This window comes from Pseudomonas sp. UM16 (genome assembly GCF_050312595.1).
In the GTDB taxonomy this organism is placed as follows: Bacteria; Pseudomonadota; Gammaproteobacteria; order Pseudomonadales; family Pseudomonadaceae; genus Aquipseudomonas.
In genome coordinates this window covers 165,875-186,963 of the sequence record NZ_JBNPJT010000002.1, presented here as the reverse complement: position 1 = coordinate 186,963, position 21,089 = coordinate 165,875, and the positions used below count along the sequence as shown (strand labels likewise).

The window sequence follows — 21,089 nt, the reverse complement described above, 5'->3', positions numbered from 1 at the left end:
ACTGCCGATCAGTCTGGGTCGAGGCTAGACCCGGTAGCTAATGGCAAGCGGGGCACACAAACCTCTCTTTGAAATATGGCATAACGCCATCACGATCGAAGCCGTTCTATCGCTGAGGTGATGGAATCAGCATTGGTGTCCAGTGTCTGAAGGGCTCCCATTACATTGTCGTGTATGTTAACGCTGCCCCTCTGCCTCACCCATGTACTCAGCTCTTCCACTGAAGCTCGGATGGCTATCTGGTTAAGATGAAGCCCCTCAAGGGCGTTCGCTATCGCAGCTGCCTTATCGTCGTCCATACACCTCGCCCACCTAGTGATCGCTATTATCTGGGTATAGCCAGATTATGCACTGGCCTTCATGGCACGTTGCACGGTGCTCAGGCTTACGCCAAGGCTCTCAGCGGCCTTGCGAAACGATAGCCCACCACGCACGGCGGATTGTATGGCTACGTCATCAACGGTCTTAATGCGACCTTTGTAGACACCTCTCTGTTTGGCCTTGGCTATTCCCTCTCGCTGACGCTCCTTGATCATGGCTCGCTCAAACTGAGCTACAGCTCCCATCATCGAGAGCATCAGGTGCTGGGTCGGGTTGTCTTCGCCAGTGAACTCCAACTGCTCTTTATTGAAGCGGATATGGACGCCCCGCTTGGTTAGGTCTTCCACTAGCTTCAGTAGATCCGCCAGGGAGCGAGCAAGCCTGTCAATGCTGTGTACCAGAATGGTGTCGCCCTCACGCACGTACTCCAGCATGGCCTGAAGCTGGGGACGGTCAGTGGTAACTCCGCTGAGCTTCTCGGTGAAGACCTTATCTAAGGCAACACCATCAAGCTGGCGGTCTACGTTCTGATCTACCGAACTAACGCGGATGTACCCAACTCGTGCCATATCCCTGCCTCTGTATTCATTTAACTTTAGATGCTTGGAGTGTGGCTGTATTCATTGCCAAAATCAAGCCTAGTGAATACGGGTTGCAGGCGTTATGTGTATTCATCTGCTTGTGGTCGGTTAGGTAGAGGCCAATGAATACAGCTGGCCAGACGTAGAGGACTAAGATTGATAGATACGACAGCAAATTTGACATAGGTGTCATCGTGGGAACCATTCCCGTTATTCTTTCTACCCTGTCGCTTTGCGTCTCGACCATTGCCCTGTGGCGTACTCGCACGTCAATCAGCATTTTCCAGGGCAAGGATGGAGCGATACATGTAACGAACAATAGCGGGCACGCTGTCACGCTAGTAGAGCTGGGTATGGTTGGATGTGACGGGCGCTGTAGTCCCTTCGGTCACTCTCAAGAGAGCCCAGCGCTTCCTTATCGACTGGACGCACGCGATACCGTCTCTTTCAAGTCCAGCATCGGGATGACCGTTGAACTTACAGTGGAACACCTCCACCGTCGTAGGTCAGGCTGTTATGCCAGGATGGCCAGTGGGCAGCTTCTTGGCAGTCAAGGACGATTGTGCAGCGAGGTTGGGGCGCTAAGACGGATTTACTGGTGGGTCAAGACACAGTGTGAGGGTGAGAGGAACAGAGACTGAATCACACTCTGGACCTGCTGCGAGAGAGCGGTTCGCTCAATCCGTCTATAACTAAGGCGTGATGAGGCTGAGCAGGCTACGTGAGGGTGGTGTTCACCTATCAACAAGCTTACGTAGTGCGACTCGATAGAGCTGATGTAGAGTCACTGAATAATTAGTTCATTGAGGCGAGTGTGTAATGCTCATTCATGCGTTCGATCCAACTGACTTTATGACCTGCCATAATCTTGCTACCCAACCATTAATCATGTCTCCGAGTTGCATTGCCTCGGTTGACGAAGGTATTCAAGCCATCCATACACGGGTTGAGGACCTCAGTATTGATGCAATACGCGAGGCCCAATTTGGTTCTGTTGTCAGTCCTCGTGCGGGTATGTTCATGCTCGGCTTCATGCTTAGCAGGAGAATGACGATCACTGATGGATACGGCTCGCAGCGAGGGTGGGGTGACGAAGACCGCCTGATTAGAATCTACGAAGTGGAGCTTCAGATGGAAGAAGTGCGGCGGCAAGTTGCTCCAGCCGCTCCATCTAGGCTTGGCTGCATCTGGGTGGCTGAAGAAGGGGCTGCTTCCCGTGAAATGTTGGGTGTGATGTTCGGAACCGCTCGACACATCGTCTCAGTGGATATCGTTCGCTCTATTAACTTACTCAGAGCTGACGCGAGCCTTTACGACCGATTCGCTGAAACAGGTGACCTGGGCGCTGCGGAGCTTTACTGGCAAGGGCGGGAGGTTGATGGGCACTGGGAGATTCTGTTGGACGGGGCTATCCGCGTCACCAGAGATGATGAGCTTCAGGTACTACTACAGGACTGTCGAGACGCAGGGCACTGCCTGCCGTCGTTCACGTAACGCATTCACTCATCGACTGGCGATGGAGCAGAGCCATCATCATTGGCTGGCTGAAACCTCCTGCCGGATATCTCCACCGGCGCTCCAATTGCTGGTTCGATGACAGCTTGAATCTTGAATCCAGAAGCTTCTTGAGCACCTGCATCACTCGTTCAGCGGGCTCAGGCTGGCCGGTCTCAGTAAGCAGTAATGCCAGGGCATGAGGGGCCTCGTATATGGCCATTTGATTGCCCCAGAGTCGTGTTACCACTGTGGTGATGCAAACTTCTTGTTCCGACATGATGCTTGCCTCCCTGCTCTCCGCTCAATACAGCAGCCCCAGATGCCCTGCTGGCTGCATAGCAAGTGCCCCTCTAGCGTCCCTTTCCCGAGCCAGTGGACTGCACGGTTACGCCTAATTCCATGCTGTATGAAGGGTTAATGGTCCAAAGGGGCCTGCTGCTTGATCCTGCTCGTATCAATCCCATCATTCATGCGGGGTATATGAAAGGCTAGCCAGCAGAGGGGGCCATGTAGGGCTGGCTGGCAATTAGAAACCGATTAGATAAAGCGATGGCACGCACTGGCCTAGGGACGGCTCACATGCCTTCGAAGAGTGCAGAAATGCTTACGCCTAGGGCATCGGCCAGAACTTTGATGGCGTTTATAGACGGGTTCGCACCGCCCGTCTCTATCCGGGACATATACGTCCTGGCGAAGCAACATCGATCAGCGAAAGCCTCCTTGCTCTTGACCGAAAGCACACGGAGCTCCCTGACACTGGGTCTGAATTGACGCTGAATCGCTGGTGATCCAATACCTGCCTAAAGATTGCACAACGCCTCGATTCCGAAAACGGTCAGTGAGCGTAGGGTTCTCGGGATCAAGCCCCGGCTTGAGCAAGCAGGTGTCATGAAAGTAACTTGTTAATTTTCCATCGGTACTTGACATGGCTTCCGACTTCTGGGTAATTTTTAGCCTAAAGTTACTGTAAGTCCGCAAGTCCGCAAGACAATTAGTAAGTCCCCTCCAGTAAGCCCCCGCCTCGGTTGATGCTAACCGGCAGTAAGTCAGCAAGTCAGTAAGTTCGGCGCAATCGACGAAGTGGCATTAGGCCGCCTCGCTAATTTCTATTGACATTGATTTACTGAAGGAGCTTCAACATGAGGCTGAAGGTCAAAGGCGAAATTACCCCAGGGCAAGATGCATGAAGCAACGCATCGTCAGGGTTAAGTACGATAGGGAGCTTAATGGTCGGTGGCTGATGCATTGGTCAGAGCCTGGGGTAGGAGAGACGATTACCAATCGAAGTCTCAGTGGGTGCAGGTACGGCCAGATGATGGAGCGCTGCACATCTGATTCGAGGAAGCTGGCCAATCCGGGGTACGCTGGGGCAAGGTCGAAATTCGAGAGTTTTCAGCATTTTGTATGTTGGTCGCGGGGGCAGTATGGGTACGATCTTAGTAATGCCTCATGGTGTCTAGACAAAGATATCCTCGTGATCGGCAACGCCGACTACGGCCCGAGTACCTGCTTGTTCGTGCCACAGGAAGTCAATAAGTTCTTCTGCACTGGTGGGGCCCAAAAACTCTCTTATCCAGACCCTGCAATGCCAGATATCCCTTTTGTAGGGTGGTCGAATTCCCAACAACGCTTTACGGTGCAGTGTGGAGATAGGTCGAAATACTTTGATGATCCGTATGAAGCACACGCATGGTGGCAGGTACAGAAAATTGCTATGGCCCTCGAGTTTCGGGTCAAGTACTCAGGGCATGTTAGGTTAATCGGTGCTCTAGACGAGCGAATGGAGCGGTGCGTAGGTGACCTCCGTCATGGCCGCTTAACCCCACGGTTTTAAAGGCCAGAAAAGGGTTCTGATCGTTGTCCTTCGGACAGGATGCTCTCAGTTTTCTGCTTCCATACTTGGTGACGGAGCCCGTCACGTATTGTCCCGCTACCTGTGCCGCTGGGCACAAAGTGGTGCGTGAACTTAGCTACGGGGAGGGGGTAAACCCCTCCTTGTACTACTGTTATCACTTGCCTGAGGGCTGGTGCTCTCAGGCACGACTTGCTTCACTGACCATGGTCACTGCTTGCTCTTAGATGTGAACTGATCATGGCTGAGGCCACGGGGTAACTCTGCACAGCAAGATCAAGTGCGGGTGGTGGCTGAGCCCCTATCCACCCTGCTGAATAGAATTGTTATCTTGCCTCATGGCAGGTTTGTAGTCAGGGGGCAGGGCGGAAAAGCCCCCCACAACTTTTGATTTTCACCTTGCAGATAATTGGTGACGTTCCGTCACGTCGTAATAACTTCTATAGTTCTCAACATGGTTAAAGCAAGATCAAGAGCAGGAGGGGCTTTCTTGCCCCTTCTCTTCTCTGCTACATAGAGGTGCTATTCGTGCTTCAGGCACAGGTGACCCTGCTGTGGCGGCTGCGCCACGATGGTAAATTAATAGAGGTAAATAGTCTCAAAGCTCCGCTTTGGCACTTACCCTTATATATGCGGCCGTATTATTCCCCCCTTGCTCCTGAACCGTTGCAGGCGGTTATGCTGCCTGCGAGGCGGCAGCGCTGGAAGCCTCGTCTCGCCACTTCCTGATTGTCTTCGGGTCAACCCGTGTCTCTCTTGCGATAGGCTTGACCTGAGCGCCATCCATCAGCATCTGCATCACTCTGCCTTTCATCGGATGGTCCTGACGCCCTGGGAGTTGGATGATGGTCGGCTGGTGGGGATTGCTGCTCAACTCTGCTTCGTATTCTTCAGAAGTTTTATATTGCGTCAGCGTGCGTAGGTCGTAGTGAAGCTTGGCCAATACCTCAGGAGTTGGAATATCAGCGTCATCGCAGTCTTCCCAGTCATGAGTGCTTCCTTGAGGCAGAGGGTTGGCTTCAGGAAGAGTCCCTTCCATTTCGTGAGTAAGCGAGCTAGGGCGACTCTTCATCATCCTTGGGATAATTAGTTTGACTGCTTTAAAATAACGTCTTGCATGTCGCGGCTTTAGTTGCAGGAAGTCTTCAATGGCTTCATTATGGATAATTGGCAGGCTTTCCAGGATTCTTCCAAGGTTGCGTACTGACAGCGGCATGTACTTGCCCCCTGCGCCGATAGGACGGTGATGCCAATCAAGTCGCGCAACACCTTCGATGATATCCATTGCAAACCGAGGATAGCGCCCCCAGCACGTGTCCCAGCCAATGAATCCGTAGAATGGGTTTGTAATAGTATTGGGTTTTGGTCCTCGTGTACTCTTCTGCTTTCTAGGACGCCTATCCTGGGAAGTAGGTGCATTGTCCATCAGCCACTGATTAGCGTTGGCAGCTATTCGTGCGTTTAATGCTGCTAGCTCCAGTGGAGTAAGTAGGTTTGTTGTGCGGTTATCTGTATCGGGTAGATGTTTCATGGTTGCTGTTGTAGGTAAGTCTATTGATAGACAAATCCTCTAGGGGTGTGAGTGATTAGTTGGCTGCGTGATGCTGCGATTAATAGATGACTAACTTCGCGACGCCAGTCATCTTGTGTAGATCGTGTCAGGGTTGTCTAGAACTCAGCCTGGCGCCAACAGCGTTAAGTCTCTCTTGTCTGGAGATAAATCAATCCAATTTACGCAGCCAGTTTGTCCGAGAGCCATCCGGCTTCACGAAGCAAACTGCCGATATAGAGTTCACCCTTGCCAGTTACCATTACGCGGTTGTAAGTGAGCGTCTGGCCATACTGCTTGCGGCTTTTCCCCTCGACGATGAAATAGTCGTAGTCGAGGTATTTCTGATACGGAAGGTTGCCAATTACATTTCGAAGCACCTTCTTTTCACGGAGAAGTCGAAAGAGTTTGTAATGGCCAACTCCGAACTTTTTGGCCACTTCCTCCATTGTTTGGCAGTTTGCAGAGCCCTTTACGGCGTCATAGTATTCTGCCTTCGAGATGTTTTCGCTGACGATTTGCTTCAACTGAGCATTCTCAAGTAGCAGTGCTTCAGCTTGTTCAGTGATCTGTTGCATGTACTTGTCAGGGTTGTCCATAAAGTATTGTGCAGCACTTTCGTGGATGACGACGCCGTGGGTCAGTAGTTGGTCGTAGGCGCGAATTACCTTGAGGTGAAATTCGCTGCTGATCCACATTGCATAGCAGTAGACAAGTTCCCGTGCGACATAAGTGCCACCGCCGCGACCTGCTGTTGCATTAAGTGGATTAAAGGTAGGATTCTCTACCTTTAAAAGCTCTACCAAGTTCTGGGTGGAGTCATTGCTGCTCCAATGTGCAGGCTTGTGGCGCTCCTCACCTCCGGCAGCTTTATGTACGTCATTGAGGCAGTAGCGCCCTTCAGTGTCCTGCTTGACCATGATAGAGCCGATTTCGAGCGCTTTGCTCTGATGGTTTGCAATTTTTACAATATTATTCATGTTGTTGCTTCTGTTAAAGGTGGGGGTTGGTTTCAATCGGTGTTTGTTGTTGCTTTTGGGGGAGTATTAAGCAGCTTCACGCTGATCCCAGTACTGCAGGATTTCTTCGATTAGTCGGGCTTTACCAGCATTGCGGTGCTCCTTGAATAGCGGCATACGTTCCCGTAAATCATCCGCAAAGAGGTATAAGTCTTGGCCGTAAATTAGAGTGTCGGTCATTTCATCCGCGCAGAGAAAGCCGTGGTATGTCCGCTCGATCCATTCCCGGTTAAGTCTCTCCGTGTATTTCATTCTCGACCGGATATCCGACTCCTTTCCGTACCCTGGTGAGTACGAGCAAGAGTGAGCCATCATTGTGCTGCTGTCATAAATTACCCAGTCATCGGCTTGTAGGGCTATTGCAGAAGTGGCTGAGGCGCATGTCAGACCGATTTCTACAATCTTGTGGGCTTCGCATTCTTCCATCCGGCGGCAAAGATAGTCGCAAGTCTCCAGGCTTCCGCCAGGTGATGAGAGTTGGATATATACCCGGTCTTCCTCTCCTGCATGGGCAAGGATGTTGACGAACTCGCCGTATTCATGAGTTTCCCCGATAGGGCCGGTGAGCGGGACGATGTATTGCGTGGAAGCTCGCTGCTTGGCAAGGATGTTCTTCGGGCGGTAAATGCTCTTGAGTTCTACGGGTTTGTTGTTGGCTTGGTATTGCATCTAGTGTCTTTCTTTACGAATTTCAGGCAATAGGTGGCCGTCGCTCGAAGTTTAGAGCTAGTGCGGGTTGGTGCACCTATTGATAAAAGTTTGGTCGTGTTGAAGTAAGTTTCTAGTGTTGAGTTAATTCATCTATCGGTCCTGTGGTCGGTTGGATTGCGTCTTTTGAGCAATAGGGTGCCGTAACGTAAACTCTGAGTTTCGTCGGACTTATAGCGTGCGGGTCTAGTTGACGTGCTGGCTCTATGGTTGGCCAAGTAGGATGGGTGTTCTTACGTCATATAGTTGTTCTCTGGTGATAGTTTTAAGGTGGATTTCGGGCGCGGAATTATCTTGCGATCAAGGCATGGTAGTTACTCGATTAATTTAAACTAGGGCTACGAGCCTAGGGGTTGCGAAATCCCGGGTACGACAAAAACCCTGTGCAGTGCTCGTTGATTTCGAGTAAGGCAGAGAGTTGTGTTTTGGAATTGTCCGAAGGACCTGTACAGCATGGGTGGTGAGTGTTGCGCATTTTAGCGGGTTGGCCTGGTAGGTCAATAGTCATTCGCTAAAATTTATTGTACGGCTTGTTGTAATGGCTCTTGAAGTTGGCCGTCTTATTCGTCTTATGTCTCGTTGGCCTGCATGTTAGCAGGGCAGCGCTTGTTGTCAACTGTTATTGCTGAAATAAGTCAAATTTATTCCGCTTGAGTGTTCAGTTCGCATAATAATCCTCACTGTTAAATTACAGTTTCGTGGTCATAATGCCACCAACCAATACAGTTAGATGTCATCAAGCCACCAACTTCCGGAGCCGATTCGAAACATCAGCGGACAACTTCCACAATCAACGGCGCTGCCTTCCCGAGTATGTGTGGTGGTCTTGCTTCTATAAGGTGATCTGCCAAAGGGCCTCCGCCATGGCCTTCAGCGGGCTCCTGCTACCGTAGATGCTGAACGTGACCGCACCGTCCTCGTGCCCAACCACCCGTTTGATCAGGGAGTCTTGAACGCCTGCATCCCGTAGGTCGTCAATCAGCGTGTGGCGAAAGCTATGAAAGGTTTTCCGGGGGTCAGTGACACCCATCTTCGTTTTGTATCGACCGAACCACTTCGATGGCGCGTGGCCCAGTTTCCCCCGAACGGCTTCCAGTTCAGGGAACAGTCGATCTGCTCCAGTTGCTCTGACTGACTCAACGTGCTGTAACAAACCCAGTTCGATCAGGGAAGGATGCAGGGGAAGAACACGACGGCTGCTGGTGTTCTTGAGGTTCTGGCCTTCACGGCTGTCATCAATGCGAATGCACTGGATGCCTTGCTGTTCGATGAAGTCATCGACTCGCAATTGGCATAGTTCTTCAAGCCTGCAGCCAGTGGCTCGCCCTAGGAGCGGTAGCCAGTATCGCCATGGGTGCTTGCGGGCTTCCTTTCTCAATGCTTCGTGGTTCAGCAGGGCAACCAGATCGTGGTGGTCAAAGGAAAGGCGTGCTTCCTTCGCTGATCCTGTCATCACTTTCATACCCACGAGTGGATTGTCCGCAACATATCCGTTTGTCTTGCACCAGTTCAGGAAGGCAGAAAGTTTGCGTAGACGATTGTTCACAGTGACGGCGGTGATGGTCTTGTAAGTGGCGCCTGATTCAACAACCTGTCTCAGGCTCTTGCCTTCATACTCGGGGCGTAAGCCGAAGTACTGGGGGCACCGGCTCAATCGTTCTTTCAGCAACCTGGCTTGGTGAACGTCGAACGCTTCAGCGGGCATGTCGCCCATCAGCTCGAACAGATCACGCAGGGCACGTTCAACCTCGAAGGTGCTGACCGTTCGCCAAGTGCCGCCACGTTTCCCTTCTTCTATATAGAGCTTGGACAATGTGGCGAGGGTAGGGCTGTCGTTACTCGGCTTCGCTGTAGCCGCTTGTGTCTTCCGTGGGGCGGTCCGGATGGTCGCTTTTGGGGCAGCGTCCCGCCACTGCAAACACAGCGTACGAAGCGCCTGAGGCTCTGTTAGGGGGTGTTTGCTCAGGTATTGATGCACCTGTTGAGCCAGTGAGCTGGCGAGGAATAGTGCCGCCTGACGCTCTCGCAGATGCAGACATACACGCAAGGTGTGACGGTTCGGGAACAGGTGCTGGGGGAGTCGCAGGTTTAAGTAGTAAACCGATTGGCGACGGACGATGTAAGCCATATGAGGAACACCAAAGTGGACCAATGAAGTGGACCAATTGAGTGGAACAAATCTGGTCGCACCCCTGACTTTGAACGTCCGTGAAACGAGCTCACACGGTAGTTGGATGACAGCCCTAATAAGCCTACAGCCCTTGCCCTATAAGGCTCGCAACGATTACCGAGCATGCTTGCATGCCATCTGGTCAGGCCTGGAAGGGAGCAGCCGCAGCGGTGACATTGAGTGCCGGGGTGTGGCTGGTGGGGTCGCCACCTATCTTCAAGCCATGCGCTTGTTTCTGTTTTGCCTCTCTTGTTTTCTAATCATTATTCACTACGCGCGCTTTAGCGTCTGCTTGTGTTCGGCTGTCCAGTGCTGCCGTATGGCGCTTGATCATCTGCTCAATTTCTCCCGACTTCTTAATGTTCAGCAAGCTACGAAGAATGCGTTGCGTGGGGACCTCGGGATCATTTCGCACGTAGCAGCTCAGCGCCTGTTCCTCCAGCAGTGCCACGGGCTTCAACTGTTCGGCTTGGGGTTGCGAGTGATTGAACCAATCCAGGCTCATCTGACTGCTGATCGCGTAACGATAGCGCCCAGCCTGCAGCTTTTGCAGCACTTGCAGTTGGCTTCGAGCGTCATCGCGGATGAAGTGGCCGTTATCGAATTGCGTCTGCAGCGTCGGATAGTGGAAACCAAGTACGGTGCCAATGGCCTGATGGGGCAGGTCCGCGATCTTGATCGGTAAGGCCTGTCGATCCAGGGCCACCAGCATGTCTCGCTGCTGGAACAACGGCACGCTCCAGCTGTAATCGCCTGACAGGCTTCCAGCCCAGGACGGCATGACGAAACAACGCACATCGACGTTGCCGCGCTCCATCGCCGATTGCAGGCGCAGGCGCGGTACCACGTGATATTCAGGGCGGCGCTGGACGCTGGCCGCCAAGCGGTTCATCAGGTCGAACATGATGCCTTCAACAGGCTGGTTGTTTTCCAGGCGTATCAGCGGCATGGTCCAGCTGTCGGCAATGGCAAAACGCAAAGGCGCTGGCTCTTGCGCTGGCAGGTGGCCGATGTACAGCATCAACAGGCTTAAAACCCAGCGCATCAACTTCTCCCCGCGTGACATCAGCAATCTGGCGAACAAAGCTGGGCGATGGACTGCATAGCGGATGCAATTTCAGGCCTGCTCCGCTAGGATTAGCGGTCTTTGGTCTATCTATTTGACGGTTTTCGATGAGTTATCAGGTTCTTGCACGTAAATGGCGTCCGCGCTCGTTCCGCGAAATGGTCGGCCAGACCCATGTGCTCAAGGCTTTGATCAACGCACTGGACAACCAGCGCTTGCACCATGCCTACCTGTTTACCGGCACGCGTGGCGTGGGCAAGACTACCATCGCGCGGATCATCGCTAAATGCCTGAACTGCGAAACCGGCATTACCTCGACCCCTTGCGGCACCTGTTCGGTGTGCCGGGAGATCGACGAGGGGCGCTTTGTTGACCTGATCGAGATCGACGCCGCCAGCCGCACCAAAGTCGAAGACACCCGCGAGCTGCTCGACAACGTGCAGTACGCGCCGAGCCGTGGGCGCTTCAAGGTCTACCTGATCGACGAAGTGCATATGCTCTCCAGTCACTCGTTCAACGCCTTGCTCAAGACGCTGGAAGAGCCGCCGCCCTACGTCAAGTTCATCCTCGCCACCACTGACCCGCAAAAGCTGCCAGCAACCATTCTTTCGCGCTGCCTGCAGTTTTCCCTGAAGAACATGACCCCTGAGCGGGTGGTCGAGCACTTGAATCACGTGCTCAGCGCCGAGAACGTCCCGTTCGAAGACGATGCCCTGTGGTTGCTGGGGCGTGCAGCCGACGGTTCGATGCGCGACGCCATGAGCCTGACCGATCAAGCCATCGCCTTCGGTGAAGGCAAGGTGCTGGCTGCGGATGTGCGGGCCATGCTCGGCACGCTCGATCATGGTCAGGTCTATGGCGTGCTGCAGGCGTTGCTCGAAGGTGATGCCCGTGCCTTGCTCGAAGCGGTGCGCCATCTGGCTGAACAGGGGCCGGACTGGAGCGGTGTGCTAGCCGAGATGCTCAACGTGCTGCATCGCGTTGCCATTGCTCAGGCGCTGCCTGAGGCTGTGGACAACGGCCAGGGCGACCGTGACCGGGTATTGGCTCTGGCCCAGGCGTTGCCAGCCGAAGACGTGCAGTTCTACTACCAGATGGGCTTGATCGGCCGTCGCGACCTGCCATTGGCACCCGATCCACGCGGTGGCTTTGAAATGGTCCTGCTGCGCATGCTGGCGTTCCGGCCTGCCGATACCGACGACGCACCGACGCCGATACTAAAGCCAGTGGGGATCAGCCAGGCCACAGCTGATTCGGCAAGCAGGGTGGCAGCGGCCAGTGCAGCTGCGCCTGCCGCGATTGCGCCGCCCGCTGTCGAGCCTGGGCCTGTCGCGCCGGCACTGGTTGCTGAACCTGAGCCTGAACCCGCACCTGTCGAGGTGAAGGTTGAGGCGCCCGAGCCGGTTGTTGACCTGCCATGGAATGATCCGGCCCCGGCTTCGGCTGTCGTCACGCCTGAACTTGAAGTGGCGCCTGAGCCTGAGCCCGTCGTCGAATCGCCGCCATCTGCACCTGCGCAGGCGACGGCTACTGTTCGCCAGGACGATCCGCCCCACGACGACAACGTAGGCTACAGCCCTGCCGGGATGGATCGCGACGACGAGCCGCCGCTGGACGAAGATTACTACGAGCCGGAGATGGATCCGGCCAGCTACAGTTACCTGGATGAGCTGGCGATCGAGCATGTGCACGAGGAGGTTGTGGCTGTTGCGCCGGAACCGTTGCCTGCGGCGATGCCAGCGACTGGCCTGGCGTTGCAATGGCTGGAATTATTCCCGCAGTTGCCGATCTCCGGGATGACCGGCAGTATCGCCGCCAACTGCACCTTGATTGCCGCCGAAGGCGATGATTGGCTGCTGCATCTGGACCCGGCTCACAGTGCGCTGTTCAATGCCACGCAGCAGCGGCGCCTGAATGATGCGTTGAACCAGCATTTTGGGCGCCCACTGAAGCTGTCTATCGAATTGATTCGCCCAGAGCAGGAAACCCCGGCCCAGGCAGCATCGCGTAAGCGTGCCGAGCGTCAGGGTGAGGCTGAGGCGTCGATTGAAGCGGACCCGCTCATCCAGCAAATGATCAAGCAGTTTGGTGCAATGGTGCGACACGATACCATTGAACCTGTAGACGCCCAGCTAGCCCAGGGCGAATGATCGAATGACACAAACGGCCCGGGCCAGCCCGCGCCGCATCCCGTAAGACTAAATTTTGAGGTGATCCCCATGATGAAAGGTGGCATGGCCGGCCTGATGAAGCAGGCTCAGCAGATGCAAGAAAAAATGGCCAAGATGCAAGAAGAGCTGGCCAACGCCGAAGTCACCGGCCAATCGGGTGCAGGCCTGGTGAGCGTGGTGATGACCGGTCGTCACGATGTTAAGCGCATCAGCCTGGACGACAGCCTGATGCAGGAAGACAAAGAAGTGCTGGAAGACCTGATCGCTGCCGCTGTCAATGACGCGGTGCGCAAGGTTGAGCAGAACAGCCAGGAAAAAATGGGCGGCATGACCGCTGGCATGCAACTGCCACCTGGCTTCAAAATGCCGTTCTAAGTTAGCTTCTGTATTACCTTCGGTGGGAGCGCGGCTGCGAGGCTGTTGCTCCCATCGTCGTTTTTCCCGCGCTTATTGAATATATCCAGGTTATTACCATGAGCTTCAGCCCCCTGATTCGCCAACTGATCGATGCCTTGCGCACCTTGCCCGGCGTCGGCCAGAAAACCGCTCAGCGCATGGCGTTGCAGTTGCTTGAGCGCGACCGTAGCGGTGGTGTGCGTCTGGCCCAGGCTTTGAGTCAGGCCATGGAAGGGGTCGGTCACTGCCGTCAGTGCCGGACGTTGACCGAGCAGGAATTGTGCCCGCAGTGCGCCGATACGCGCCGTGACGATACGTTGCTGTGCGTGGTCGAAGGGCCGATGGATGTCTATGCGGTGGAGCAGACGGGATACCGTGGCCGCTACTTCGTGCTCAAGGGGCACCTGTCGCCACTTGACGGCCTGGGGCCGGACGCAATCGGCATTCCGCAGCTGATGACGCGTATTGAAGAGCAGGGCACCTTTGCCGAGGTTATCCTGGCTACCAATCCGACCGTGGAAGGTGAAGCGACGGCTCATTACATTGCGCAGTTGCTGGCCGACAAGGGCCTGGTTGCTTCGCGCATCGCTCATGGCGTGCCATTGGGTGGAGAGCTGGAACTGGTCGACGGCGGGACGCTGGCGCATTCCTTTGCCGGGCGTAAGCCGATTTCGCTCTGACGTTGTAGTTTCAGAGGCGTGGGAGTGAATTTATCCGCGAAGGGTCGCGATACGACCCCAAAGAGGGGGCTGCTATGCAGTCCTTCGCGGCGGTGCGGCGGAAGCTCAGAATTCGCTTAACGAGAACTCGGTCAGGCAAAAGGTCGGCACGCCAGTGGCATTCAATCGTTGCGAGCCGCTAAGCTCCGGCAGATCAATGATTGCCGCCGCCTCGAACACCTGCGCACCCATGCGACGCACCAGGTTGGTGGCGGCCAGGAGGGTGCCGCCAGTGGCAATCAGGTCATCGAAAATCAGCACTGCGTCACCTTCACACAGGCTGTCGGCGTGCACTTCCAGAAAGGCTTCGCCGTATTCGGTCTGGTAGCCTTCAGAGAGCACGTCAGCCGGCAGCTTGCCCTGTTTGCGGAACAGGATCAGCGGTTTGTTCAGTTGATGGGCGATGATCGATCCGATCAGAAAGCCCCGGGCATCCATGGCGCCGATATGGCTGAACTCAGCCTCGACATAGCGCTCGATGAAGGCGTCAGCCACATGACGCAGGCCCCGCGGGGATTGGAACAGCGGGGTGATGTCGCGAAAGATCACGCCGGCTTTGGGAAAATTCGGCACCGGGCGGATCAGGGCTTTGAGGTCGAAGGTATCGCTGTGCATGAGGCGGGTATCCTGAAAACGAATACCCGCCAGTATACCCTTATCCCGTGACCTCAGCTGTCCAGCGCGCCACCGGCCAGCGCGCACAGCTGGATCGGGTCGAGGATATGGATTTCCTTGCCTTCAGCGGCAATCAGGCCGTTTTGCTGGAAGCGGGTGAAAACCCGTGAAACAGTTTCCACTGCCAGGCCCAGGTAATTGCCGATTTCGTTACGCGACATGCTCAGGCGGAACTGATTGGCCGAATAGCCACGGGCACGGAAACGTGCCGAGAGGTTGACCAGAAAGGTGGCGATACGCTCGTCGGCGGTTTTTTTCGACAACAGCAGCATCATCTGCTGGTCGTCGCGAATTTCCCGGCTCATCACCCGCATCAACTGGCGGCGCAGTTGTGGCAACTGAACCGAAAGTTCATCAAGGCGTTCGAAGGGGATTTCACACACCGAAGTGGTTTCCTGGGCCTGGGCCGACACCGGATAAGCTTCGGTGTCCATGCCAGACAGGCCGACCAGTTCGCTGGGCAGGTGGAAGCCGGTGATCTGCTCTTCACCGCCGTCGCTCAGGCTGAAGGTTTTCAGTGCGCCGGAACGCACTGCATAGACCGAAGCGAAGTTGTCACCCTGACGGAAAAGAAATTCGCCTTTCTTCAGCGGTCGCCCGCGTTTGACGATTTCATCCAGTGCGTCCATGTCTTCCATGTTCAACGACAATGGCAGGCACAGAGGCGCCAGGCTGCAATCCTTGCAATGGGCCTGGTTGTGAGGGCGCAGTTTGACTGGCTCGGACATTTCTTCATTCCTTGGTGTAAAGCACACATAAGCCGTAAGGATAACTCAGGGCATGGAGTTTCGGCCAGTCCGCACCCGGGTGGGGTGCGCTGGTTGAGGTGCGGCGTATCGTCCGACCTCCAATAAACATAGTGTGCTTTACAAGTATGACTGTAAACAGGGTCCGCGCTGGGGGTCAGATGACCCGGGAAAATCGTTGCTGATTGTGTAGCCCGAGGTAGGCGTCGAAGACCATGCAGACCGAGCGAACCAGCAGACGTCCGGCGGGCAGTACCTGGATGCCCTGGTTGCTGAGGCTGATCAAGCCGTCTTTGTGCATGGCTTGCAGGGCTGGCCACTGGTCTTTGAAGTAGCCGCGAAAATCGATGGTGAACTGTTGTTCAATGGTGTCGAAATCCAGTTCGAAATGGCAGATCAGCTGTTGGATCACCGCACGCCGCAGGCGGTCGTCGGCGCTGCAGATCAGGCCGCGACTGGTGGCCAGCTGGGCACTGGAGAGGGTGTCCTGGTAGCTGTTCAGGTCGCTGGTGTTCTGGCAGTAGAGGTCGCCGATCTGGCTGATCGCCGAAACCCCTAGGCCAATCAGGTCGCAATGACCGTGGGTGGTGTAGCCCTGGAAATTGCGCTGCAGGGTCGATTCTTCCTGGGCGATGGCTAACTCATCATCGGGCAGGGCGAAATGGTCCATACCGATATAGCGGTAGCCGGCGGCGGTCAGTTGTTCGATGGTTCTTTCCAGCATCTCAAGCTTGGCGGCACGGGTGGGCAGGTCGTTGCTGTCGATGCGCCGCTGCGGCATGAAGCGCTCGGGAAGGTGGGCATAGTTGAATACTGACAGGCGGTCCGGTTGCAGCTTGATCACTTCCTCGACGGTACGGGCGAAACCTTCGGGCGTCTGCTTGGGCAGGCCGTAGATCAGGTCGAGGTTGATCGAGCGAAACTGCAGCGTACGCGCCGCGTCGATGATCGCCCGGGTCTGTTCCAGGGTCTGCAGGCGGTTGATAGCCCGTTGCACCACCGGATCCAGGTCTTGAACGCCGAGGCTGACGCGGTTGAAGCCCAGCTCACGGAGTAGCCCCATGGTCGGCCAGTCGGCTTCGCGCGGGTCAATCTCGATACCGTAATCGCCGGAGTCGTCGTCCAGCAGATTGAAATGCTGACGCAAGTGCGCCATCAGCTGGCGCAGTTCGACGTGGCTGAGAAACGTCGGCGTGCCGCCACCAAAATGCAGTTGCTCGACGCTCTGCTTGGGATCCAGGTGACAGGCGATCAGCTGGATTTCTTGCTCCAGGCGCTGCAGATAAGGCTGGGCCCGGGCGCGGTCCTTGGTGATGACTTTGTTGCAGGCGCAGTAGTAGCAGATGTTGGCGCAGAACGGTACATGCACGTAGAGCGACAGCGGGCGCACAGCGCGGCGGCTGTCGCGCAGGGCGTGCAGCAGGTCGAAGGAGCCTACTTCGCTGTGCAGTTGCACGGCGGTTGGGTAGGAGGTGTAGCGTGGGCCAGACAGGTCGTAGCGACGGATCAGGTCGGAGTCCCAGCGGAGTGCGTCGAGCATGTGGGCAATCCCCAGAATGAGCAGCAGTGTGCGAATTCTAGGGGCCTGGGGCGTTGCCCATCTTGATTTGTATCAACGGCGCTTTAGTGGCCCATCAGCCAGTGCTGGTGTGGTCCAGGTAGGGTCCACAGGCCAAACAGGATCACCAGCAAGCCGCCAGCAACGCGCACCCCACGTTTGCGCAGCAAGGCATTGGTGCGTTCGGCGGCAAGTCCGGTGGCCAGCAACACTGGCCAGGTACCGAGACCGAAGGCCAGCATCAGTAGTGCACTGTCGACTGCGTTGCCTTGGCTCGCGGCCCAGAGCAGGGTGCTATACACCAGGCCGCACGGCAGCCAGCCCCACAGGGTACCCAGCAGCAGCGCACGCGGCAGGCTGGAGACTGGCAGCAACCGGTTGGCCAGTGGCTGGATATGTCGCCACAGCCCACGCCCGAGGCGCTCGATACGGGTCAGGCCACTCCACCAGCCGGCCAGGTACAAGCCCATGCTGATCAACAGCAGTCCGGCGACTACACGCATGCCCAGGGCCACCGGGCTGTTGGCCAGCGCCCAGCCTGCCAGCCCCAGCAGCAGGCCGGCGAAGGCGTAGCTAAGGATCCGGCCAAGGTTATAAGCGAGCAGCAGGCGAAAGCGCCGGCTGCGCTGTTCTTTGGGGATGGCCAGAGTCAGGGCGCCCATCAAGCCGCCGCACATGCCCAGGCAGTGACCACCGCCAAGCAGCCCGAGGATCAGCGCCGAGCTGAGCAGGGGTAGCAGTTCAACCACGGGGTGGTGCGCCGTCGTCAGGTTTCTTGCCGTCGGCTTCGTCCATGGCGGCGGTGTGCTGCGGGTCCTGATCGTCAAACAGGATACTGTGGGCCGGGCTGTCGAGGTCGTCGTACTGGCCGCTGTCCACCGCCCAGAAGAAGATGTACACAGCGATGGCGACGATCAGCAGTGCGGCCGGAATCATGATGTAAAGCGCGGGCATGGTGACTCCTGATCAGGCCGTGGCGGGGTGAGTGGCGCGGGGGTCGGCGCCGGTGCTGGCCACTGTGCTGAGGCGGGTCAGGCGCAGGGCGTTGAGCACCACGATCAGCGAACTGACCGACATGCCAATCGCTGCCCAGATCGGCGTGATCCAGCCCAGGGCAGCAAACGGCAACATCAGGCCATTATACAGCGCTGCCCAGAGCAGGTTCTCGATAATGATCCGGCGTGTACGTCGGGCCAGGCTGAACGCCTGGACCAAGGCGTCGAGTCGATTGGACAGCAGCACCGCATCGGCACTGGTCTTGGCCAGGTCGGTGGCTGAGCCCATGGCGATACTGATGTCGGCGGCGGCCAGCACCGGCACATCGTTGACCCCGTCGCCGAGCATCAACACTTTGCGCCCTTGTTGTTGCAGGGCTTTGAGTTTCTCCAGCTTGTCGTCCGGGCGCAGGCCGCCGATGGCCTGGTCTATGCGCAGCTCGGCAGCCACGCTCTGCACCATTGGTGAGCTGTCGCCGGACAGCAGCAGGGTCTGCCACCCGCGTGCGCGACAGGCGTCGAGCAAGGCGGCGGCGTCACTGCGCAGGCGATCATCGAGCACCAGCCAGGCCAGAGCGCCGCGGGCGTCACCCAGTAGCAGCCATTGCCCGGCCTCGGCAGGCATTACAGGGGTCGCAGTAACGCTAAGGGCACAGACGTAACCCGGCTCACCAATGCGCAGGCGCCGCCCTTGCACCACACCTTCAAGGCCCAGGCCCGGTTCGGCCTGAACCTCGTCGGCAGCAACGCTGGCGCGACCGAAGGCGCGGGCGATCGGGTGTTCAGAGCGGTTTTCCAGGGCCGCAGCGAGCATCAGGCATTGGTCGGCGTCGGCGTCTGCCAGCGGGCGAATGGCGCGCAAGGTCAGGCGGCCTTCGGTGAGGGTTCCGGTCTTGTCGAAGATCACTGTGTCGATCTGGTTCAGGCCTTCAAGGACATGGCCACGGGTCAGCAGCAAGCCGAGTTTGTGCAGGGTGCCGGTGGCGGCGGTCAATGCCGTTGGCGTCGCCAGCGACAGCGCGCAGGGGCAGGTGGCAACCAGCATGGCCAAGACGATCCAGAACGCTCGCGACGGGTCCAGTTGCCACCAGAGCAGGCCGATGGCGGCAGCGGCGACCAGCGAAAACAGTAGGAACCATTGTGAGGCGCGGTCGGCAATTTCCGCCAGGCGCGGCTTTTCTGATTGTGCTCGTTCCAGCAAGCGGACAATGGCGGACAGGCGCGTGTCCTGGCCCAGCGCCTGGACTTCGACGGTCAACGCACTTTCCACATTCAGGGTTCCAGCGGTTACCGCATCACCTGCACGCCTGGCCTGCGGTAGGTATTCGCCGGTCAGCAGCGACTCGTCGACACTCGACTGGCCGTTGACGATGCGCCCATCGGCGGGGACCACGTGACCGGGTTGAATCAGCACGCAATCGCCCAGTTTCAGCTCGCTCAGCAGGATCCGCTCGCTCTGGCCGGCAGCACCCAGGCGCAGGCAGGAGGCCGGCAACAGGTTGACCAGCTGTGCGGTGGCGGCGGCGGTGCGCTCGCGGGCGCGGCGCTCCAGGTAACGGCCGGCCAGCAGGAACAGGGCGAACATGCCAACAGCGTCGAAGTACAGCTCGCCGCTACCGGTGATCGCTGTCCAGATCCCGGCAATGTAGGCAAGGCCAATAGCCAGAGACACCGAGACGTCCATGGTCAGGTGGCGGGTACGCAAATCGCGGGCGGCGCCACGGAAAAACGGCGCACAGCTGTAGAACACGATGGGTGTGGTCAGAAACAGCGCGACCCAGCGCAAAATGGTGTGCAGCTCCGGGCTTAGGTCAATATTGAATTCCGGCCAGGTGGCCATGGTTGCCATCATTGCCTGGAACCACAGCAGGCCCGCGACCCCCAGTTGACGCAGGGCGGTGCGGTTTTCATTGGCCAGCTGTTCAGCTGCGCGGTCGGCCTGGTAGGGGTGCGCGGCGTAGCCGATATGGCGCAGTTCGGCCAGTAATTTGGACAGCGGCAATTGGCTGTCGGCCCAGTTGACCTGCAAGCGATGATTGGACAGGTTCAGTCGCGCTTCAGCTACGCCGGGCAGGTTGCGCAGGTGTTTTTCGATCAGCCAGCCGCAGGCGGCGCAACTAATGCCTTCAATCAACAGGGTGGTTTCAGCCAGCTCGCCGGTGTGGCGAACGAACGGCTTTTGCACATCGGCACGGTCATACAGGGCCAGCTCATCGACCAGCTGCTGGGGCAGGGCATCGGGGTTGGCGCTGGCTTCGCTGCGATGCTGGTAATAGCTTTCCAGGTTGCCGGCGACAATGGCTTCGGCCACGGCTTGGCAGCCGGGGCAGCAGAATAGCCGGTCCTGGCCGAGTACCACGGCGGTGAAGTGGCTGCCGGCGGGAACGGGCAGGGCGCAGTGGTAGCAAGGCGTGGGGCTGGTCATGGTGCTCTGTCGTTATTCATGGGTGAGCCCATCGCCGGCAAGGCCAGCTCCCACATTCCATGGGAGCCGGCCGTGCCGGCGATACAGGCGACTCATTTTTCGAGGTGTTCAGCCCCTTGCAGCGCTTCGTCACCGAGCTGCAGGGTGGCACCGTGCTCAACTTTTTCTTCCTCGAACAGACGCCAGATATGCTCGTCCTGGCTGCCCAGCACTTCGACAAAACGACGCCCTTCGATCTTGTCGCTGAGCTGGCCAATATAACGCCCGGCTTCGCTTGCGCTCTGGGTCAGGACAATCTTGCGATCTTTCTCCGGCTGAGTCGGTGAGATCAGGTTCAACTCCAGGGTCTTGGGCTGGCTGTTGCCGGTCAGGCGTAGCTCGACTTCGCCGGTCAGCTCATCGAGGTACACGCTGGCCTTGAGGTTGAGCGTCTGGGCCAGCAGTTCCCGGTCCAGGGAGCGGTTGATGCCTTTGCCGGCCTCGTAGTAGTTGTCGTTGACCAGGTTGTCCGGGTTGTTCACCGCAATGGTCACCATGGTCAGACTCAGGGTCACCGAGGTGGCCAGCACACCGATGATGATCCAAGGCCAGAGGTGCTTGTACCAGGGGCTGGCAGCTGTTGCAGGAGGCATAGGCGCAGT

General features: G+C 56.9%; 19 protein-coding genes. 4 read left to right on the top strand and 15 right to left on the bottom strand.

Translation table 11 applies throughout. From position 1 onward, the window contains the following. Window positions 1-344: 344 nt before the first annotated feature. Window positions 345-890, bottom strand: a complete 546-nt coding sequence (locus ACQRAX_RS02925) for a recombinase family protein (RefSeq protein WP_412038294.1) — start codon at window positions 888-890, stop codon at window positions 345-347. Between the two features lie 831 nt (window positions 891-1,721). On the opposite strand from ACQRAX_RS02925, the gene ACQRAX_RS02920 reads away from it, so the two are divergent. Next, window positions 1,722-2,396, top strand: a complete 675-nt coding sequence (locus tag ACQRAX_RS02920) for a hypothetical protein (RefSeq protein WP_412038295.1) — start codon at window positions 1,722-1,724, stop codon at window positions 2,394-2,396. Here ACQRAX_RS02920 and ACQRAX_RS02915 read toward each other — a convergent pair. The 7 genes from ACQRAX_RS02915 to ACQRAX_RS02885 all read right to left on the bottom strand — a co-directional run bounded on the left by ACQRAX_RS02915 (window position 2,389) and on the right by ACQRAX_RS02885 (window position 10,742). Continuing rightward, window positions 2,389-2,676, bottom strand: coding sequence for a hypothetical protein (locus ACQRAX_RS02915; protein WP_412038296.1), 288 nt, complete (start codon window positions 2,674-2,676; stop codon window positions 2,389-2,391). The two genes, ACQRAX_RS02920 and ACQRAX_RS02915, sit on opposite strands and share 8 nt — an antisense overlap. Before the next feature lie 298 nt (window positions 2,677-2,974). Beyond that, window positions 2,975-3,178, bottom strand: coding sequence for a helix-turn-helix domain-containing protein (locus tag ACQRAX_RS02910; protein ID WP_427867724.1), 204 nt, complete (start codon window positions 3,176-3,178; stop codon window positions 2,975-2,977). Window positions 3,179-4,927: 1,749 nt separating this feature from the next. Continuing rightward, complete coding sequence (locus tag ACQRAX_RS02905) at window positions 4,928-5,536, bottom strand: hypothetical protein (RefSeq protein WP_412038297.1); 609 nt, start codon at window positions 5,534-5,536, stop codon at window positions 4,928-4,930. 446 nt (window positions 5,537-5,982) lie between these two features. Continuing rightward, complete coding sequence (locus tag ACQRAX_RS02900) at window positions 5,983-6,780, bottom strand: KilA-N domain-containing protein (protein WP_412038298.1); 798 nt, start codon at window positions 6,778-6,780, stop codon at window positions 5,983-5,985. A 66-nt stretch (window positions 6,781-6,846) separates the two neighbouring features. Then, window positions 6,847-7,488 (bottom strand): ATP-dependent Clp protease proteolytic subunit, encoded by a 642-nt coding sequence (locus ACQRAX_RS02895; RefSeq protein ID WP_412038299.1) that lies wholly within the window; start codon window positions 7,486-7,488, stop codon window positions 6,847-6,849. 871 nt (window positions 7,489-8,359) lie between these two features. Next, window positions 8,360-9,655, bottom strand: coding sequence for a site-specific integrase (locus ACQRAX_RS02890; RefSeq protein ID WP_412038300.1), 1,296 nt, complete (start codon window positions 9,653-9,655; stop codon window positions 8,360-8,362). 298 nt (window positions 9,656-9,953) lie between these two features. Continuing rightward, window positions 9,954-10,742, bottom strand: a complete 789-nt coding sequence (locus ACQRAX_RS02885; protein WP_412038301.1) for a substrate-binding periplasmic protein — start codon at window positions 10,740-10,742, stop codon at window positions 9,954-9,956. A gap of 128 nt (window positions 10,743-10,870) precedes the next feature. Here ACQRAX_RS02885 and dnaX point away from each other — a divergent pair, with 128 nt between their 5' ends. From dnaX to recR, 3 genes are all read left to right on the top strand, one after another. Next, a complete protein-coding gene (gene dnaX / locus ACQRAX_RS02880; protein WP_412038302.1) occupies window positions 10,871-12,913 on the top strand; it encodes a DNA polymerase III subunit gamma/tau in 2,043 nt (680 codons plus the stop codon). 69 nt (window positions 12,914-12,982) lie between these two features. Beyond that, on the top strand, window positions 12,983-13,309 hold the full coding sequence (locus ACQRAX_RS02875; protein ID WP_028945400.1) for a YbaB/EbfC family nucleoid-associated protein: 327 nt from the start codon (window positions 12,983-12,985) through the stop codon (window positions 13,307-13,309). 98 nt (window positions 13,310-13,407) lie between these two features. Next, a complete protein-coding gene (gene recR / locus ACQRAX_RS02870; protein WP_412038303.1) occupies window positions 13,408-14,010 on the top strand; it encodes a recombination mediator RecR in 603 nt (200 codons plus the stop codon). Window positions 14,011-14,115: 105 nt separating this feature from the next. On the opposite strand, the gene ACQRAX_RS02865 is transcribed toward recR, so the two are convergent. From ACQRAX_RS02865 to ACQRAX_RS02835, 7 genes are all read right to left on the bottom strand, one after another. Then, entirely contained in the window at window positions 14,116-14,664 is a 549-nt protein-coding gene (locus ACQRAX_RS02865) for an adenine phosphoribosyltransferase (RefSeq protein WP_412038304.1), read from the bottom strand. 53 nt (window positions 14,665-14,717) lie between these two features. Beyond that, the gene (fnrA, locus tag ACQRAX_RS02860) at window positions 14,718-15,452 is read right to left on the bottom strand and encodes a Crp/Fnr family transcriptional regulator FnrA (RefSeq protein WP_412038305.1); all 735 of its coding nucleotides are present in this window, start codon (window positions 15,450-15,452) and stop codon (window positions 14,718-14,720) included. Window positions 15,453-15,627: 175 nt separating this feature from the next. Then, a complete protein-coding gene (gene hemN / locus ACQRAX_RS02855; protein WP_412038306.1) occupies window positions 15,628-17,010 on the bottom strand; it encodes an oxygen-independent coproporphyrinogen III oxidase in 1,383 nt (460 codons plus the stop codon). A gap of 83 nt (window positions 17,011-17,093) precedes the next feature. Next, complete coding sequence (locus ACQRAX_RS02850; RefSeq protein ID WP_412038307.1) at window positions 17,094-17,777, bottom strand: sulfite exporter TauE/SafE family protein; 684 nt, start codon at window positions 17,775-17,777, stop codon at window positions 17,094-17,096. Beyond that, window positions 17,770-17,982, bottom strand: coding sequence for a cbb3-type cytochrome oxidase assembly protein CcoS (gene ccoS / locus ACQRAX_RS02845; RefSeq protein WP_412038308.1), 213 nt, complete (start codon window positions 17,980-17,982; stop codon window positions 17,770-17,772). The genes ACQRAX_RS02850 and ccoS overlap by 8 nt, the downstream gene beginning before the upstream one ends. Window positions 17,983-17,994: 12 nt before the next feature. Further along, window positions 17,995-20,448, bottom strand: a complete 2,454-nt coding sequence (locus tag ACQRAX_RS02840) for a heavy metal translocating P-type ATPase (RefSeq protein WP_412038309.1) — start codon at window positions 20,446-20,448, stop codon at window positions 17,995-17,997. A gap of 92 nt (window positions 20,449-20,540) precedes the next feature. Then, complete coding sequence (locus ACQRAX_RS02835; RefSeq protein ID WP_412038310.1) at window positions 20,541-21,080, bottom strand: FixH family protein; 540 nt, start codon at window positions 21,078-21,080, stop codon at window positions 20,541-20,543. Window positions 21,081-21,089: the final 9 nt, after the last annotated feature.

What these genes read in the sequence shown, in the direction of transcription:
- ACQRAX_RS02925 (WP_412038294.1), bottom strand. Translation starts at nt 890, where the DNA reads ATGGCACGAGTTGGGTACATCCGCGTTAGTTCGGTAGATCAGAACGTA.
- ACQRAX_RS02920 (WP_412038295.1), top strand. Translation starts at nt 1,722, where the DNA reads ATGCTCATTCATGCGTTCGATCCAACTGACTTTATGACCTGCCATAAT.
- ACQRAX_RS02915 (WP_412038296.1), bottom strand. Translation starts at nt 2,676, where the DNA reads ATGTCGGAACAAGAAGTTTGCATCACCACAGTGGTAACACGACTCTGG.
- ACQRAX_RS02905 (WP_412038297.1), bottom strand. Translation starts at nt 5,536, where the DNA reads ATGGATATCATCGAAGGTGTTGCGCGACTTGATTGGCATCACCGTCCT.
- ACQRAX_RS02900 (WP_412038298.1), bottom strand. Translation starts at nt 6,780, where the DNA reads ATGAATAATATTGTAAAAATTGCAAACCATCAGAGCAAAGCGCTCGAA.
- ACQRAX_RS02895 (WP_412038299.1), bottom strand. Translation starts at nt 7,488, where the DNA reads ATGCAATACCAAGCCAACAACAAACCCGTAGAACTCAAGAGCATTTAC.
- ACQRAX_RS02890 (WP_412038300.1), bottom strand. Translation starts at nt 9,655, where the DNA reads ATGGCTTACATCGTCCGTCGCCAATCGGTTTACTACTTAAACCTGCGA.
- ACQRAX_RS02885 (WP_412038301.1), bottom strand. Translation starts at nt 10,742, where the DNA reads ATGCGCTGGGTTTTAAGCCTGTTGATGCTGTACATCGGCCACCTGCCA.
- dnaX (WP_412038302.1), top strand. Translation starts at nt 10,871, where the DNA reads ATGAGTTATCAGGTTCTTGCACGTAAATGGCGTCCGCGCTCGTTCCGC.
- ACQRAX_RS02875 (WP_028945400.1), top strand. Translation starts at nt 12,983, where the DNA reads ATGATGAAAGGTGGCATGGCCGGCCTGATGAAGCAGGCTCAGCAGATG.
- recR (WP_412038303.1), top strand. Translation starts at nt 13,408, where the DNA reads ATGAGCTTCAGCCCCCTGATTCGCCAACTGATCGATGCCTTGCGCACC.
- ACQRAX_RS02865 (WP_412038304.1), bottom strand. Translation starts at nt 14,664, where the DNA reads ATGCACAGCGATACCTTCGACCTCAAAGCCCTGATCCGCCCGGTGCCG.
- fnrA (WP_412038305.1), bottom strand. Translation starts at nt 15,452, where the DNA reads ATGTCCGAGCCAGTCAAACTGCGCCCTCACAACCAGGCCCATTGCAAG.
- hemN (WP_412038306.1), bottom strand. Translation starts at nt 17,010, where the DNA reads ATGCTCGACGCACTCCGCTGGGACTCCGACCTGATCCGTCGCTACGAC.
- ccoS (WP_412038308.1), bottom strand. Translation starts at nt 17,982, where the DNA reads ATGCCCGCGCTTTACATCATGATTCCGGCCGCACTGCTGATCGTCGCC.
- ACQRAX_RS02840 (WP_412038309.1), bottom strand. Translation starts at nt 20,448, where the DNA reads ATGACCAGCCCCACGCCTTGCTACCACTGCGCCCTGCCCGTTCCCGCC.
- ACQRAX_RS02835 (WP_412038310.1), bottom strand. Translation starts at nt 21,080, where the DNA reads ATGCCTCCTGCAACAGCTGCCAGCCCCTGGTACAAGCACCTCTGGCCT.